At 56.0% G+C, this 15,056-nt stretch carries 16 protein-coding genes; 3 read left to right on the forward strand and 13 right to left on the reverse strand.

Going from position 1 to position 15,056, the window contains the following annotated elements; genetic code table 11:
* Nucleotides 1-104: 104 nt before the first annotated feature.
* Nucleotides 105-536, forward strand: a complete 432-nt coding sequence (osmC, locus tag CJP72_RS14500; protein WP_162382066.1) for a peroxiredoxin OsmC — start codon at nt 105-107, stop codon at nt 534-536.
* A 67-nt stretch (nt 537-603) separates the two neighbouring features.
* On the opposite strand, the gene CJP72_RS14505 is transcribed toward osmC, so the two are convergent.
* The 6 genes from CJP72_RS14505 to CJP72_RS14530 are packed head-to-tail and all read right to left on the reverse strand — an operon-like array spanning nt 604 to nt 6,319.
* Nucleotides 604-1,374, reverse strand: coding sequence for a 3-hydroxybutyrate dehydrogenase (locus tag CJP72_RS14505; protein WP_162382147.1), 771 nt, complete (start codon nt 1,372-1,374; stop codon nt 604-606).
* Nucleotides 1,375-1,385: 11 nt separating this feature from the next.
* Nucleotides 1,386-2,780, reverse strand: coding sequence for a GntP family permease (locus tag CJP72_RS14510; protein ID WP_202882578.1), 1,395 nt, complete (start codon nt 2,778-2,780; stop codon nt 1,386-1,388).
* Between the two features lie 43 nt (nt 2,781-2,823).
* Nucleotides 2,824-3,747: a 3-hydroxyacyl-CoA dehydrogenase family protein gene (locus CJP72_RS14515; protein WP_162382068.1), complete on the reverse strand. Its 924-nt coding sequence runs from the start codon at nt 3,745-3,747 to the stop codon at nt 2,824-2,826.
* Nucleotides 3,737-4,942, reverse strand: coding sequence for an acetyl-CoA C-acetyltransferase (locus CJP72_RS14520; RefSeq protein WP_162382069.1), 1,206 nt, complete (start codon nt 4,940-4,942; stop codon nt 3,737-3,739). Before CJP72_RS14520 ends, CJP72_RS14515 begins: the two co-directional genes overlap by 11 nt.
* Before the next feature lie 10 nt (nt 4,943-4,952).
* Nucleotides 4,953-5,609, reverse strand: coding sequence for a CoA transferase subunit B (locus CJP72_RS14525; RefSeq protein WP_162382070.1), 657 nt, complete (start codon nt 5,607-5,609; stop codon nt 4,953-4,955).
* A gap of 2 nt (nt 5,610-5,611) precedes the next feature.
* The gene (locus CJP72_RS14530; RefSeq protein ID WP_162382071.1) at nt 5,612-6,319 is read right to left on the reverse strand and encodes a CoA transferase subunit A; all 708 of its coding nucleotides are present in this window, start codon (nt 6,317-6,319) and stop codon (nt 5,612-5,614) included.
* A gap of 142 nt (nt 6,320-6,461) precedes the next feature.
* Here CJP72_RS14530 and CJP72_RS14535 point away from each other — a divergent pair, with 142 nt between their 5' ends.
* Complete coding sequence (locus CJP72_RS14535) at nt 6,462-7,352, forward strand: LysR family transcriptional regulator (RefSeq protein WP_162382072.1); 891 nt, start codon at nt 6,462-6,464, stop codon at nt 7,350-7,352.
* 12 nt (nt 7,353-7,364) lie between these two features.
* Here the strand turns inward: CJP72_RS14535 and CJP72_RS14540 are convergent, their stop codons facing one another.
* The 7 genes from CJP72_RS14540 to CJP72_RS14570 are packed head-to-tail and all read right to left on the reverse strand — an operon-like array spanning nt 7,365 to nt 14,289.
* A complete protein-coding gene (locus CJP72_RS14540) occupies nt 7,365-8,315 on the reverse strand; it encodes an oligopeptide/dipeptide ABC transporter ATP-binding protein (protein ID WP_162382073.1) in 951 nt (316 codons plus the stop codon).
* Nucleotides 8,308-9,294 carry an ABC transporter ATP-binding protein gene (locus CJP72_RS14545; RefSeq protein ID WP_162382074.1) on the reverse strand — a complete coding sequence of 329 codons (987 nt, stop codon included), beginning with the start codon at nt 9,292-9,294 and terminating at the stop codon, nt 8,308-8,310. Before CJP72_RS14545 ends, CJP72_RS14540 begins: the two co-directional genes overlap by 8 nt.
* The gene (gene ddpC, locus CJP72_RS14550) at nt 9,291-10,187 is read right to left on the reverse strand and encodes a D,D-dipeptide ABC transporter permease (protein WP_162382075.1); all 897 of its coding nucleotides are present in this window, start codon (nt 10,185-10,187) and stop codon (nt 9,291-9,293) included. The genes CJP72_RS14545 and ddpC overlap by 4 nt, the downstream gene beginning before the upstream one ends.
* Nucleotides 10,184-11,206, reverse strand: a complete 1,023-nt coding sequence (locus CJP72_RS14555) for an ABC transporter permease (RefSeq protein ID WP_162382076.1) — start codon at nt 11,204-11,206, stop codon at nt 10,184-10,186. The genes ddpC and CJP72_RS14555 overlap by 4 nt, the downstream gene beginning before the upstream one ends.
* Before the next feature lie 44 nt (nt 11,207-11,250).
* The gene (locus CJP72_RS14560; protein ID WP_162382077.1) at nt 11,251-12,810 is read right to left on the reverse strand and encodes an ABC transporter substrate-binding protein; all 1,560 of its coding nucleotides are present in this window, start codon (nt 12,808-12,810) and stop codon (nt 11,251-11,253) included.
* 15 nt (nt 12,811-12,825) lie between these two features.
* A complete protein-coding gene (gene ddpX / locus CJP72_RS14565; RefSeq protein ID WP_162382078.1) occupies nt 12,826-13,407 on the reverse strand; it encodes a D-alanyl-D-alanine dipeptidase in 582 nt (193 codons plus the stop codon).
* A 15-nt stretch (nt 13,408-13,422) separates the two neighbouring features.
* Nucleotides 13,423-14,289 (reverse strand): MurR/RpiR family transcriptional regulator, encoded by an 867-nt coding sequence (locus tag CJP72_RS14570; protein ID WP_162382079.1) that lies wholly within the window; start codon nt 14,287-14,289, stop codon nt 13,423-13,425.
* Between the two features lie 404 nt (nt 14,290-14,693).
* Between CJP72_RS14570 and hdeB the strand changes: the two genes are divergently transcribed.
* A complete protein-coding gene (hdeB, locus tag CJP72_RS14575; protein ID WP_162382080.1) occupies nt 14,694-15,023 on the forward strand; it encodes an acid-activated periplasmic chaperone HdeB in 330 nt (109 codons plus the stop codon).
* The last annotated feature ends 33 nt before the right edge of the window (nt 15,024-15,056 follow it).

Here is a 15,056-nt window from a genome sequence, read left to right on the forward strand (position 1 = left end):
AAAGGTCAATGTGTAAGCGGTAATTAAGAAGGTTCTCTTATCTATCCGGTTTGCGTTCAGGCGACCTATACTTGTTATCCCGATGACGATTAAGGAGAGTAGTAATGACGATCCATAAGAAAGGTCAGGCACACTGGGAAGGCGACATTAAACGCGGAAAAGGCACCGTATCAACCGAAAGCGGGGTACTGAACCAGCAGCCTTACGGGTTTAATACGCGCTTTGAAGGCGTCAAAGGCACCAACCCGGAAGAGCTGATTGGTGCCGCGCATGCCGCCTGTTTCTCGATGGCGCTTTCGTTGATGCTGGGAGAGGCCGGGTTTACGCCAACCGCTATCGATACCACGGCGGATGTCTCACTGGATAAAGTGGATGCCGGTTTTGCAATCACAAAAATTGCCCTGAACAGCGTGGTGGCGGTACCCGGTATTGATGCATCGACCTTTGACGGGATTATCCAAAAAGCGAAGGCCGGATGTCCGGTATCCCAGGTATTGAAGGCGGAAATTACCCTTGATTATCAGTTAACATCATAACGGTCTTGCCTGCTCGCGTAACGCTTACCAGGCCTGGCATTGCGTAGGCCTGGTAAGGTTATACGCTTTACTGCGCGACCCACCCACCATCCATATTCCACGCCACGCCGCGCACCTGGGCGGCCCCTTCGGAACATAAAAAGAGCGTCAGTTCGCCGAGTTGTTCTGGGGTGACAAACTCACGGGAAGGCTGCTTTTCTGCGAGCAGCGCATCGCGGGCGGTTTCCGGCGCTGCGCCGTCGGCAATGCGTTTGTCGATTTGCTGCTGCACCAATGGCGTCAACACCCAGCCAGGGCAGAGGGCGTTACAGGTGACACCGCTTTGCGCGGTTTCGAGCGCCGTGGTTTTGGTCAGTCCCACCACCCCGTGTTTCGCCGCCACATAGGCGGATTTCTCTTTCGAAGCGACCAGTCCATGCACCGAGGCAATATTAATGATCCGTCCCCAGTTGCGCTCGCGCATCCCCGGCAGCGCCAGTCGCGTGGTGTGGAACACGGACGAGAGGTTAATCGCAATGATGGCGTTCCATTTTTCCACCGGAAAGGTTTCGACAGGGGAAACGTGCTGGATCCCGGCGTTGTTGATCAGAATATCCACGCCGCCAAATTCGCTTTGCGCATAGCGCATCATGTCGGCGATTTGTGTTTCATCACTCAGATCGGCGCCATGATAGCCTGGCGTGGTGCCGTATTGCGTCACACGATCTTTTGCCGCCTCAATATCGCCAAAACCGTTGAGAATAATTTTTGCGCCAGCTTTTGCGAGCACCTGCGCAATCCCCAATCCAATACCGCTGGTGGAACCGGTGACCAGCGCTGTTTTACCGTGTAAATTCATCATGATTCTCCTCAGACAATGCCGGTGGCGTAGAAGACACCGATAACAAACAGAACGGCCAGACTTTTAATCACGGTGATAGCAAAAATCCCGCCGTAAGCCTGACGATGAGTCAATCCGGTGATTGCCAGCAGCGTAATCACCGCCCCGTTGTGCGGCAGCGTGTCCATACCGCCACTGGCCATTGAGGCCACGCGGTGTAACACTTCCAGCGGAATATTCGCCGCGTTCGCCGCCGCAATAAAGGTGTCGGACATCGCCGCAAGGGCGATACTCATCCCACCCGATGCGGAGCCGGTGATCCCGGCAAGCGTGGTGATACTGATGGCTTCATTGAGCAGTGGGTCGGGAATCGCCGCCAGTGCTTTTGACAGCACGAGGAATCCGGGCAGCGCGGCGATCACTGCGCCAAAGCCGTATTCTGACGCGGTATTCATTGCTGCCAGAATCGCGCCGCCGACAGCGGTTCGACTGCCTTCCGCCAGACGACCTTTAATATTGCGATAACCAAAGATCACGACCAGCAGAATCCCCGAGATCAGCGCCGCTTCCACGGCCCAGATGGCAGTGATTTTGCCGACTTCAGTGACAATCGGCTTGGCAAGACCCGGAAGTTCCAGCTGATGCGTCGCGCCATACCAGACCGGGATCCAGCGGGTAAACAGCAGGTTAAATACCCCTACCAGAATCAGCGGCGAAATCGCAATCAACGGATTTGGCAGGTTGATGTTTTCCGGCGTTTCCGGCTCATTCAGCAGTTCAGTGCCATAGCCTTCGTTCTTTGTCTGCGCTTTACGACGCTGACGCTCAAGATAGACCAGCCCGACAAAAATAATAAACAGCGAGCCAATCAATCCCAGCCAGGGCGCGGCCCAGGCGTTGGTGCCAAAAAAGCTGGTCGGGATAATGTTCTGGATCTGCGGGGTTCCCGGTAAGGCATCCATCGTAAAGGTAAACGCCCCCAGCGCCACCGTTGCCGGGATCAGGCGTTTGGGAATATTACTTTGTCTGAACAGTTCCGCAGCGAACGGATACACTGCAAACGCCACCACAAATAACGACACCCCGCCGTAAGTCAGCAGCGCGCAGACCAACACAATCACCGGAATGGCGTGCCGCCGTCCCAGAATATTGATGGCCGCCGCCACAATCGAGCGGGAAAAACCGGACAGTTCGATCAACTTGCCAAACACCGCGCCCAGTAAAAACACCGGGAAGTAGAGTTTGACAAAACCGACCATTTTCTCCATGAACAGGCCGGTAAAGGTCGGGCCGACGGCGCTGGGGTCCGTCAACAGAACAGCGCCTAATGCCGCAATGGGGGCAAACAGGATGACGCTGTATCCGCGATAGGCTGCCAGCATGAGCAGGCCTAACGCGGCCAGGGCGATTAAAACACTCATCAAGACTCCTCAATATCATTGTTATAGTGGGGTACAGAAAGAGAAGTTACGGTTTTAAGGCAAACCGCAGTTGATGCTCCCGACGCTGTTGGATGTACTCCTTACGGGCGTCGTCCCAGCGATAAAATCCCTGACCGCTGCGAAAACCCGTCTCACCACGTTCTACTTTTTCAGTGACCAGCGACAGCATGTCGCTGCCGGTTGCCAGTTCAGGCAGCAGATGCCGACAGATATCCTGCACCGTAGCTAGCCCGGTCATGTCTGCGGCTTCCAGCGGGCCGACCATCGCGTAGCGTCGTCCAAGCGAGGCGCGCATCACCTGATCAACCACCTGCGCACTGGCGATCCCGCTTTTCACGATATGCAGTGCTTCACGCAACAGGGCGAATTGCAGACGGTTACCGACAAACCCAGGCGCGGCGCGGTCGAGCACCACCGCTTCCAGTTGCATGTCGAGCAGAATGCGTTGCAGCCAGCCCGTCAGTTCTGGCCGGGTCGCGGTGCCGGGCACAATTTCGACCAGCGGAATAAAGTGGGGGGGATGCCAAAAATGGGCAATCAACAAGCGCTCAGGGTGCTCCAGGGTTGCCGCCAGTGCGTCCGGCGGCAATCCACTGGTATTACTGGCGATCACCGTTTCGGGACCGATACACGCTTCCAGTTGCGCATACAGCGCATGTTTAAGTTCGAGGCGTTCAGGAATGGCTTCGATCAAAATCTGCGAAGAGGCGATATCCTGGAGCGTGGTGGTGCCTTTCAGTCGGCGGATCACCGGCGTTTTATCTGCTGGCGAAAATTGCCCGGTGGCGATCAGCTCATCGAGAATGGAACCCGCCACAGCGCTAATTTCTGCGATTCTGGCGCTATCGGTATCAAACAGCCAGACATCATGCCCGTAGCGGGCAAAATGTGTGGCAATCCCGACGCCCATTAATCCCGCCCCGAGGACGGCGAACCTATTATCTGGCATGGTGGGCTCCTGTTGGGCGTTCCACCGCCAGCGCCACGCCCTGACCGCCGCCGACGCACAGCGTCGCCAGCCCTTTGGCAACATCGCGCCGCGCCATCTCATGCAGCAAAGTCACCAGAATACGGCAGCCGGATGCGCCGATAGGATGGCCCAGCGCAATGGCTCCGCCGTTGACGTTGACCTTGTCGCTGTCCCATTGCAGCGAATCGCCGACCGCCAGCGCCTGGGCGGCAAAGGCTTCATTGGCTTCGATAAGGTCAACGTCATTAAGCGCCCAGCCCGCGCGGGACAAGCACTCAATACTGGCATTCACCGGACCGATACCCATGATCGACGGGTCAACGCCAGAAACCGCATAACCGGAAATCCGCGCGAGAACCGGCAAATTCAGTTCCTGCGCTTTACGGGCGCTCATTAGCATCACCGCCGCCGCGCCGTCATTAAGAGAAGAGGCATTTCCCGCCGTGACGGAGCCTGTTCCCGGGCGAAACGCCGGTTTGAGCTGGGCCAGTTTTTCAGCGGTAGTGTCCGGTCTTGGTTGCTCATCGGCCGTGACCAGGCGGGGCGGTTTTTTGCCCTGCGGAACACTCACTGGGGTGATTTCCGCAACAAAGCGTCCAGATTCGATCGCAGCGGCCGCGTTGTACTGCGAGCGCAGGGCGAAAGCGTCCTGGCGCTCCCGGCTAATGGCGAACCGATCCGCCAGATTTTCGGCGGTAATCCCCATATGGTAATCGTTGAAAGCGTCCCACAAGCCGTCATGCACCACGCTGTCTTTCAGACTGGCGTGACCCAGGCGCAATCCGGCGCGGGCGCCGTCGAGAAAGTAGGGGGCATTGCTCATGCTTTCCTGCCCCCCGGCAATGACGATTTCCGCATCGCCGCAACGAATGGCTTGCGCGGCTTGTTGTACCGTTTTTAGCCCGGAGCCGCAGACCAGATTGACGGTCACCGCAGGGGTTGTGACCGGTAAACCGGCGTTTAACGCACTCTGCCGGGCGGGATTTTGACCGCTGCCGGTAGTGAGTACCTGACCAAAAATCACTTCATCAATCAGTTCGGGCGATACGGCGGTTTTCTCCAGTAAGGCCCGAATGACCGCCGCACCGAGTTCAACGGCGGAAAGGGGAGCCAGCGCGCCATGAAAACTGCCAATCGGTGTCCGGGTGGCCGCGACAATAACGACGTCCTGCATGGTGTTCTCCTCAGGCAAATTGCATTTCAGGAACCTGATCCGCCACGATCAGCTTGCCTGCGGTTTTTTCAACGATCTCTTCCACGCTGACGCCAGGCGCCCGTTCACGCAGAATGAACGCGCCATCAGCGATGTCGAGCAACGCCAGGTCAGTCAGCACACGTTTGATACATCCGACGCCGGTCAGCGGCAGGGTGCAGGCGGGCAGTAATTTGGATTCGCCGTTTTTGGAGGCGTGGGTCATCACGACGATGATGTTCTCGGCTCCGGCCACCAAATCCATTGCGCCGCCCATCCCTTTCACCATCTTGCCGGGGATCATCCACGAGGCGATGCTGCCGTTGACGTCAACTTCAAACGCGCCGAGCACCGTCAGATCGACGTGGCCGCCACGGATCATGGCGAACGATTGCGCAGAATCGAAAATCGCCGCGCCTTTGCGGGCAGTGACGGTCTGTTTGCCGGCATTGATCATGTCGGCATCGAGTTCTCTTTCGGTCGGAAATGCCCCCATTCCCAGCAAACCGTTTTCTGACTGCAGCATTACGTCCATCCCGTCGGGAATGTAGTTCGCGACAAGCGTAGGGATACCAATCCCCAGATTGACGTAGTAACCGTCGCGCAGTTCGCGGGCGACACGCATCGCCATTTGTTCACGCGTTAACATGGTCAGACTCCTTCGGCTCGCAGGGTGCGTTGTTCGATTCGTTTCTCGAAATGCCCCTGGATGATGCGGTTGACGAAGATACCGGGGGTATGGATGGCAGCGGGATCCAGTTCGCCGGGAGCGACTATCTCTTCAACTTCCACCACCGTGATTCGCCCGGCGGCAGCCATTAAAGGATTGAAGTTTTGGGCGGTATGGCGGTAAATCACGTTCCCGTACCAGTCGGCTTTCCAGCCTTTAACCAACGCGAAATCGCCGGTGATCGCCCGTTCCATGATGTAAGGGCGACCGTCAAATTCACGTACCTCTTTGCCTTCAGCGACGGGGGTGCCGTAGCCGGTGGCGGTAAAAAAGGCGGGTATTCCCGCGCCGCCAGCACGTAATTGTTCTGCCAGCGTTCCCTGCGGAGTCAGTACCGCATCCAGTTCGCCGCTCAATACCTGTTTTTCGAACAGCGCATTTTCACCGACATACGAGGCCACGACTTTGCGTACCTGGCGGTTGTCCAACAGGACACCAAGCCCAAAACCGTCTACGCCGCAGTTATTCGACACCACCGTTAACCCCTGAACACCCCGTCGGCGAACTTCCTCGATCAGGTTTTCCGGAATGCCGCATAAACCAAATCCGCCCGCCAGCAGCGTCATGTTGTCGGTCAGTCCTTCCAGTGCCTCTTTATAGGTGGCAACCCGTTTATCCAGTCCAGCCATACACTTGCCCCTCCTGTTAACCTTGCCGACATCATTAGGGGCGAAAAATGATTTGTTAATTTTAAATTTGTGACTCACTCATTTGGTTTTTTTATCAATTTAATGTTAATTAAACGTATTCAATAGGTTAAAGAGAAGAAAAATGAGAATGAGCATCAAACAGTTACGCGCGTTTTTAGCGGTAGCTCACACTCTTAATTTTGCTCATGCCAGTGAACGACTGAATATGTCGCAACCCGCACTGAGTCTGGCCATTAAAGGGCTGGAAGATGCGCTTGGCGGGGCGCTCCTGTTACGAACAACGCGCAAAGTCACGCTAACCCAGGAAGGGGAAACGTTTTTGACGATGGCGCGGCAGCTGCTCGCCGACTGGGAAAACACCGAAGAGGCGATGCGCCAGCGGTTTACCTTACAGCGCGGGAAAGTCTCCGTTGCCGCGATGCCGTCATTCGCCGCCAATGTGTTACCGCCGGTGCTGAAAACGTTTCGCGATCGCTATTCCGGGATCAATGTCACCGTCCACGACGTGATTAATGAACAGGTGATTGAGATGGTCAGTGAAGGGCGCGTGGAGATGGGGATTGCCTTTGAACCGGAGTCTTCCGGGCACCTCCATTTTACGCCGCTGGGGATGGATCGCTTCATCGCCATTGTCCCGCCCGACAGTAAGCTGGCCACGCGGGAACGTATTTGTTGGCGAGAACTGCTGAGTCTGGATTTCATTGCCTTACAGCGTCCCTCTGCGGTTCGCCTGATGCTGGAAGAAAAGCTGGCGCAAAGCGGTCGGCCGCTGGAAGTGGCGCTCGAAAGCCACCAACTGGTGACCATCGGACGTCTGGTGGCCAATGGGTTAGGAGGAAGCGCGGTCCCGGCGTTATGCCGCAGCCAGATGACTGAGCTGGGCGCGACATGTCTGGATCTCGACGGGCCGGTGATTGAGCGTCGGGTCGGCGTGCTGTGCGCGGCGCATCAAAAACTTTCGACGGCCGCTCAGGCGCTGATGGAGACGCTAAAAAAAGCCTACAACGCCTGACGCCGCCGCAGATCAATGATTCTCAAGCGCCCGCCAACAGCGCACATCACGCCCCGAATCCTGTGGGAGAAGCGCCTGTTTTTTCTCGCATCCCTGCGTCGCTAACGGGCAGCGATCGCGAAAATAGCATCCCTGCGGCAGGGTGCGATTACCGGGAAGCTCCGTTTTGCGCAACACCAGATCTTCCGCCAGCGGTGCGTCTGTTTTCGGCACCGAATCCAGTAATAACCGCGTATAGGGGTGCGCGGGCGAGGTTAATACCTGCCGGGCATCACCCAGTTCAACAATTTGCCCGAGATACATCACCGCCACGCGATCGCTCATGTGCCTGACCACCGACACGTTATGGGAGATAAGTACATAGGTCAGGTTTCTGCGCGCCTGAAGGGAAACCAGCAAATTGAGAATTTGCGCCTGTACGGAGATATCCAGCGCCGACGTGGGTTCATCCAGCACAATCACATCCGGCTCAGAGGAGAGCGCCCGCGCGATAGCGATACGCTGGCGTTGCCCGCCGGAAAACGCATGGGGAAGACGGTCGAGATACTCCGGACGAATACCCACTAACAGCGCCAGCTCTTCTGCCAGCGCACGGCGTTCTCGCTCGCTGTTATGTTTTTGGATCCAGACCGGCTCAGTGATGATCCGCCAGACAGGCAATCGGGGGTCTAGCGAAGAGAGCGGGTCCTGAAACACCATCTGCATGCCGTTGTCCGACCCACGCCCCTGTACCTTTGCCCGGGAGCATTGCCCCTGACTGGGTTTCAGCATCCCCATCAACAACTGCGCCAGCGTGCTTTTACCGCAGCCGGACTCTCCCACAATGCTGAGGGTTTCGCCCTCGCGGATCTGCAAATCCAGTCCATTCAGAGCATGAACCCGTTCGGTGACGCGCCCCAGCCAATTGCTGCGCGCCGGGAAATTGACGTGCACATCCTGTAGCGCCAGTAAAATATCAGACATGCGTTGTCTCCTGTTGTGGATACCAGCAGGCAGATTGCTGCGTCGTGTCGCCTGTGGGGCGCATCGGCGGGATAGCATCGCATTGCGGTCCTGCGGCGAAGCAACGATCGCGAAAGGCGCATCCCGTGGGTAAATGGGTGAGATTGGGTACGGTTCCGGGGATCGCCGGTAGCGGTTCGCGAGGCTGGCCGTGTTCCGGAGCGCATTTCAACAAACCGATAGAATAGGGATGCGTGGGATGGCGAATCACGTTTGCCGTCGGGCCACTTTCGATAACGCTACCGGCATACATGACATACAGCCTGTCGCACAGTTGCGACACCACCGCCATATCATGGCTGATAAACAGGACGGCAGTGCCGCTGGCGCGCGCTTTATGTTTGAGTAAGCGCAACACCTGAAGTTGTACCGTCACATCCAGCGCGGTGGTCGGTTCATCGGCGATGATCAATTCCGGCTCGCAGGAGAAGGCCAGCGCGATCATCACTCGCTGGCGCATACCGCCGGAAAGCTCAAACGGAAACCGCGACATGACCTGAGCGGCATCCGGGATTTGCATCTCTTCCAGTAAAGAGATGGCTTTCAGCCGCGCATCGTAACGGCGCATTGGCTGGTGGTGGCGGATCACTTCAACCATTTGTTGCCCGATGCGTCGGGTCGGGTTCAGCGCGGTCATCGGCTCCTGAAAAATCATCGCCACCCGCGCGCCACGCCATTGACGCATCTGCTTTTCACTGGCGTTCAGGACATCTTCACCGAGTAACGAAACGCGTCCCTGATGAATGCGATAACTGCCTTCCGGTAGCAAACGCATCGCCAGCATCGCGGTCACCGATTTACCGGAACCCGACTCGCCAACGACGCCGACGATTTCGCCACGCTGAATCTGCAACGACACCCGGTTCAGAGCATGAACTTCACTGTTGTAGCCCGGAAAACTCAAATGCAGATCTTCAATTTCCAGTACGGGGTGCGTCATGATTGTTTTCCTCCGGCTTTGGGGTCCAGCAGATCGCGAATGCCGTCGCCAAACAGATTAAATCCCACGGCGGTAATGAGGATCGCCGCCCCCGGGAAGGCGCAATACCACCACTGGTCGAGCACATAATTACGGCCAATCGCCACCATCGCGCCCCATTCGGCGCTCGGTTGTTGCGCGCCGAGGCCAATAAAGCCCAGCGTCGCGGCCATCAGGATCGCACTGCCGATATCCAGCGAGGCCTGAACAATCAGCGGCGGCAGCGAGTTGCGTAAAATATGCCAGCTGATCAGGTGCCAGCGTGTTGCGCCATAAGTACGTGCCGCCTGAACATAGGCGAACTGACGGACAACCAGCGTTTGCCCGCGCGCGAGGCGAACATAAAACGGAATACGGACGATGGCGATCGCCATCATGGCGTTAAACAGACTGGGGCCGAGCGCCGCCGCCAGCGCCATGGTGAGGACCAGCGAGGGGATCGATAACATAATGTCCATCATGCGCATGATGACGGCATCGGCACGTCCGCCCATCACGCCTGATAAACAGCCGAGCAGCGAGCCAATGCCACCCGCAATACCGACCACCACCAGGCCGGCTACGATAGATTGCTGGCTACCGACCATAACGCGGCTAAACAGATCGCGGCCGACTTCATCGGTGCCAAACCAGTGGCTGGCAGAAGGCGCCAGCAGGCGGGCGGTTAAATCGATAGCGTTCGGGTTATAGGGGGTGAGCCACGGCGAAAGCACCATCAACAGCAGCATCAGAACAATAATGACGCCGCCAATCAGTGTCAGCGGACTGCCTTTTATCAACCACAACAGCTTCGCCCAATCGGTGCGCCGCCGGGAGGTCTGCGGGGGTGTCGGTGTTTCCTCGGTTAACATCATTTCGCATCTCCACGACCAATACGGGGATCGACCCACAGGTAGAGTAAATCCACGAGCAGATTCACCAGCACGTAAGCAAAAGAGACCACCACGGCAAAACCCATCACGGCGGGGAAGTCGAGGGCCTGAATCGAGGTCACGACCCATGCGCCCATTCCCGGCCAGGCAAACACCGTTTCGGTGAGTACCGCGCCATAGAGCAAATCACCCAACGCCAGTCCCAGAACGGTAATGGATGGGATCAACGCGTTAGGGAGCGCATAGCACAACACGATGTACCAGCCTGGCAGACCGCTGGCGCGCGCCGTACGAATGTAATCCTCGCTCAGCTGTTCCAGCATCGCGGAGCGAATTTGACGCGCCACAATACCCAGATGCACAAAGGCCAGAGTCAGCGCGGGTAAAATCAGGTGCTGTAGCGCATTGAAAAAGACCTCGCCATTGCCTTCCAGCAATGCGTCTACCAGATAAAAACCGGTGACGTGATTCGGCGGGTCGAGCCAGTCATCGAGTCGCCCGCCGCCGGGCAAAATTTGTAGATGACCGTAAAACAGCACAATCACCCCAAGCCCCAGCCAGAACGCCGGAGTTGAAATACCGGTAATGGCCATCAGACGCACCAGATGGTCCAACCAACGGTTGCGCCAGACGGCGGATAAAATGCCCAGAGGAATGCCGATAATCAACGCCAGCAGCAACGAGCAAAACGCCAGTTCCAGCGTGGCGGGGAAGAAGACGCGCAGTTCGTCCATCACGGGGCGTCCGGTACGAATCGAAGTACCCAGATCGCCATGAAAGAGATCGCTCACATAGCGAAAGAACTGGATATACAGCGGCTGGTTCAGCCCTAACTGCTGGCGAATGTTTTCCACAATCTCGTCGCTGGCGCGATCGCCTGCCAGTAGACGTGCAGGGTCGCCAGGAATCAGGTGCGAAATAATAAAGGTAATCACGCAAACCCCAGCGACCACCAGGACGAGTCCCCAGCATCGCTGACGTAAAATGGTCCAGAACGTCATTGGCTTCCCCTTGCGGAGCCATTACGGCTCCGCCTCAACGTGGCTTATTTGCTCATAGTGGAAATATTGAACACCTGTTCCAGCATCGGGTTGAATACAAAGCCTTTGACCTCTTTGTTCATCGCCAACTGGTAGTTTTTCTGGAACAGATAAACGTAAGCCGCCTCGTCAATCACGATGGTTTGCGCCTGTTGGTAATCCTTCGTCCTCACCGTCTGGTCGGTGGTGGCCAGCGCGCTACGCAACAGTTTGTCGACATCGGCGTTTTCATAGAATGAACGGTTGCCCGGCAATCCTTTCTTATCGGATTCAAACCAGTAGTTCATAAACATATAGGGGTCGGCAAAATCCGGACTCCAGTTACCAATGGCGATGTCATAATCCCCTTTGCCGACGCGGTCACGCATGGTGGCATTCGCCAGTTTTTCCAGCTTCACCTGAATGCCCAGCTTACTGAGACTGGCCTGTGTCGCGAGAGCGATCGGCTCCCAGTTCGGATCGTTATCCGAATAGAGGAAGCTAAGGGTCTTCGGTTTGGCGGCAACGTTCTCCCACGCGGCTTTGGCTTTTGCCTCGTCTGAACTGTACTGCATCGCATTGGCATCATAACCCCACATGCCTTCCGGAATCGGTCCACGCATCTGCTTGCCGTTCCCGCTCAAAATGCCGTTCACCATGCCCGGATAATCTGTTGACCAGGAGATAGCGCGGCGTAAATCAACCTGATTCAACGGCGCTTTACTGTTGTTGAGATAGAGGTAAGTCACCCGCAACGACGGATACTCGGCCACCGTCACGTTGCCTTCCTGTTTTAAGGCGGTGAGCTGATCAACCGGTAAGGCATCCGCGATATCGATGTCTCCGCGCGACAGTTGCAGGCGACGGGACGCGCTCTCGCCAATGATTTTCACCGACACGCGTTTAAACGCCGGTTTCGCGCCCGCGTAATGGGGGTTCGGTACCAGGATCAATTGCTGGCCTTTCTGCCAGCTTTTCAGCATAAAGGGCCCGGAACCCGCGGTGTTCTGCGCCAGAAAACCGCGCGCATCGTCCGCCGCATGTTCCTTTAACACCGCCGGATTGATGATCGAGGCGCCGTCGTTAGCCAGCGTATACAGGAACGGCGCAAACGGCTGAGTCAGCGTAAATTTCACCGTATGATCGTCAGGCGTTTCCACTTTCAAATCTTTCGGGAAGGCTTCCGCAGGTCCCTGACCGATCTTCAACAGACGCTCAAAAGAGAGCTTCACCGCCTCGGCGGTCACCGGCGTGCCATCCGCAAATTTGGCCTCGTCATTGAGCGTGAAAGTCCACTCTTTTTGATCGTCAGAGGCTTTCCAGCCGCTCGCCAGATCGCCTTCCACCTCGGTAGAGCCTTTGCCGCCTTCCGTTTTGTACTTCACCAGGCGCTGATAAGAGGGGTAGGTCACCGTCCAGTCGTTGTTGTCGATAGTGACCGCCGGGTCGAGGGTTTGTGGGTCAGCCGCTTTGCCGATCACCAGCATATCTTTCGGAACGGCAGCCTGAGCAGGCAGGGCCATTGCCAGTGCTACGGCGATCAGGGCGGGGCGAAACAGCGAGGCGAATGTGAGGGTTGTCTTCATGACCTTGCTCCAGAATTAAAGTGTGTGTTGTGTTGTTGTGTGTGAAAAACAGGCAATACAGTCGTCGAGTAAGGGGTATTTCGCCGCAGCGGGTAACTCAAAATGCCACCACTCGCTGCTGATCCCCACAAAACCGCCACCGAACATAATGGCGTTCAGCAGCAGGCGATTTCGCTGTGCCTGCGGCCCCACCGACGGGTGATACGCGTGAGAACGGTCGTGCATTTCGTCAAAACCCGCGCCCATATCAAGCACCTGACCGTTTGCGTCCATCAGCGTGACGTCGATAGCGGTGCCGCGGCTGTGATTCGATCCCATCGCCACATCGACCACATACTGCGGGTCAGGGCAGACATCCCACAGGATCGATTGCGCCTGCTGGGGACGGTAGGCGTCGTACACCACCAGAGATAAGCCCGCCAACTGCGCAATGCTGATGCTTTTTGCCAGGGCAACCACGGCGTCTTTGTGCAACAGGCATCGCGCTTCCCGGTAGATCGGCGCGCCGGTGAGGTTATCGGCCGTAGCGTATTTGAGATCGATATGCAGTGACGGGAAGAGCGCCGACACATCGCGCAGTACGGGGTTTTCTGACATAAGCACAGTTCCTGTTTATTGTTCGAATTGACCAAATTCTTGTTGTAATTGACGGTTGGTGTGTAAGCGCTCGGCGAGGCTATCGCCCAACAGCTCAACCACGCTGGAGAGTAATAAGTTGAACAGACAACTGACGGGCGCCAGGGAATCCCAGAAATGCCCGGTATCGGTTTTTACCTGTAATAAATCAATGGAATAGTCTCGTGCCCACGGACACCAGACATCGGTGACCAGTGCCAACGGGATGTGCCGTTCACTGGCTACGCGGCAGTAGTGTCGTGCGGTGGCGGAATAGGCGCGGGTGTCGGTGATCACCACATAAGGCTGCGTAAACCCGGAATTCAGCGATTCAACCCAACTGCCTGACAACCCTTCGGAGTAACTCACTTTCGGACGCAGATATTCCAGATGACTAAAAAAAGCGTTAGCGATCCCGCGAGTCGACTGGATCCCCAGAATGTAGACGGCTTCTGCATGCGCCAGTTGCCGGGCAATACGTAAAAACGCGTCACTTTGCGCCAGTTGATACACGTGGCTAATGGCGTCAATTTCCAGCGATAACGACTGCTGCGCTCTGTCCGGCAACCGCTGTTGTTGCTGCCACGATCCCAGACGCTCGTTCATTCCCCAGGGTTGATAGGGGATGGCGGGGAGTTCGCGCAGACTCGCTTTGGCATCCTCGAGATTGCGAAAACCGAGCTTACGCAAATAGCGTCCCACCGTGATCCCGCTGGTGCCGGTCGCTTTGGCGATGCCGTCTGCCGTTTCAAAGGGGATCTGCGCCGCGTGCGTCAACAGCCAGCCTGCAACACGCTTTTCGCTTGGCGTTTGCTGACTGAACGTGCGTTCAATGCGGGCAAATAACTCAGGTTTTGCTGTCATTACCGTCTCGCTGTTAAGTCACTGTCAGATACCGCTGTGCTGTTATCTGATTAACAATGCAGGACGCGTGCCATGCCATCGACCGTCGCCCCGATGCGTTTTTTTGTTAAATCATGGTGATTTTTAATTAACGAATGATCAACATTTGTGCAGCGTAGTTCACTTTTGGTGCAACGGCTGTAGAGGAGGGGGAGGAATATGTTGAATTCGTAGACACGATCACACTGCGCTGGCTGTTTGAATACCCGATACATAAAAATCAGCCATCGGAAATATCAATAATAGCCATATCCCCATCACGGACTTTATTCCTGAAGCGTCAGGAGTATTATTTATTTCGTCCTACATTAACGGTTTAAAGCGCGTGTGTAGATATTAATTATTGTGTTTATGGAGTCACAGAAATGAATAAATTCTCCCTTTCTACAGCAGGTATTTTGGCAGCAGCGCTGTTGACCAGTGTAAGCGTAAATGCAGCAACAGATAACGCAAAAACAGACGTCACCCCCAAAGGTATGAGCTGTCAGGAGTTCATTGATCTGAATCCGCAAACTATGGCACCTGTGGCTTTCTGGGTACTGAATGAAGATGAGGATTTCAAAGGCGGTGACGTTGTTAGCTTCGACGAAACGGTGACAACGGCGGTTCCGTTAACCGTGGAAATTTGCAAGAAACACCCTCAGAGTGAATTAAGCAAAATTAAAGACGAAATCAAAAAAGAATTATCGAAATAAGTTTTAGCGTTATTAAAACCCGGCCAAAGTGCT

This window comes from Citrobacter sp. NCU1, from assembly GCF_010231475.1.
GTDB lineage: Bacteria > Pseudomonadota > Gammaproteobacteria > Enterobacterales > Enterobacteriaceae > Citrobacter_D.

What these genes read in the sequence shown, in the direction of transcription:
- osmC (WP_162382066.1), top strand. Translation starts at nt 105, where the DNA reads ATGACGATCCATAAGAAAGGTCAGGCACACTGGGAAGGCGACATTAAA.
- CJP72_RS14505 (WP_162382147.1), bottom strand. Translation starts at nt 1,374, where the DNA reads ATGAATTTACACGGTAAAACAGCGCTGGTCACCGGTTCCACCAGCGGT.
- CJP72_RS14515 (WP_162382068.1), bottom strand. Translation starts at nt 3,747, where the DNA reads ATGCCAGATAATAGGTTCGCCGTCCTCGGGGCGGGATTAATGGGCGTC.
- CJP72_RS14520 (WP_162382069.1), bottom strand. Translation starts at nt 4,942, where the DNA reads ATGCAGGACGTCGTTATTGTCGCGGCCACCCGGACACCGATTGGCAGT.
- CJP72_RS14525 (WP_162382070.1), bottom strand. Translation starts at nt 5,609, where the DNA reads ATGTTAACGCGTGAACAAATGGCGATGCGTGTCGCCCGCGAACTGCGC.
- CJP72_RS14530 (WP_162382071.1), bottom strand. Translation starts at nt 6,319, where the DNA reads ATGGCTGGACTGGATAAACGGGTTGCCACCTATAAAGAGGCACTGGAA.
- CJP72_RS14535 (WP_162382072.1), top strand. Translation starts at nt 6,462, where the DNA reads ATGAGAATGAGCATCAAACAGTTACGCGCGTTTTTAGCGGTAGCTCAC.
- CJP72_RS14540 (WP_162382073.1), bottom strand. Translation starts at nt 8,315, where the DNA reads ATGTCTGATATTTTACTGGCGCTACAGGATGTGCACGTCAATTTCCCG.
- CJP72_RS14545 (WP_162382074.1), bottom strand. Translation starts at nt 9,294, where the DNA reads ATGACGCACCCCGTACTGGAAATTGAAGATCTGCATTTGAGTTTTCCG.
- ddpC (WP_162382075.1), bottom strand. Translation starts at nt 10,187, where the DNA reads ATGATGTTAACCGAGGAAACACCGACACCCCCGCAGACCTCCCGGCGG.
- CJP72_RS14555 (WP_162382076.1), bottom strand. Translation starts at nt 11,206, where the DNA reads ATGACGTTCTGGACCATTTTACGTCAGCGATGCTGGGGACTCGTCCTG.
- CJP72_RS14560 (WP_162382077.1), bottom strand. Translation starts at nt 12,810, where the DNA reads ATGAAGACAACCCTCACATTCGCCTCGCTGTTTCGCCCCGCCCTGATC.
- ddpX (WP_162382078.1), bottom strand. Translation starts at nt 13,407, where the DNA reads ATGTCAGAAAACCCCGTACTGCGCGATGTGTCGGCGCTCTTCCCGTCA.
- CJP72_RS14570 (WP_162382079.1), bottom strand. Translation starts at nt 14,289, where the DNA reads ATGACAGCAAAACCTGAGTTATTTGCCCGCATTGAACGCACGTTCAGT.
- hdeB (WP_162382080.1), top strand. Translation starts at nt 14,694, where the DNA reads ATGAATAAATTCTCCCTTTCTACAGCAGGTATTTTGGCAGCAGCGCTG.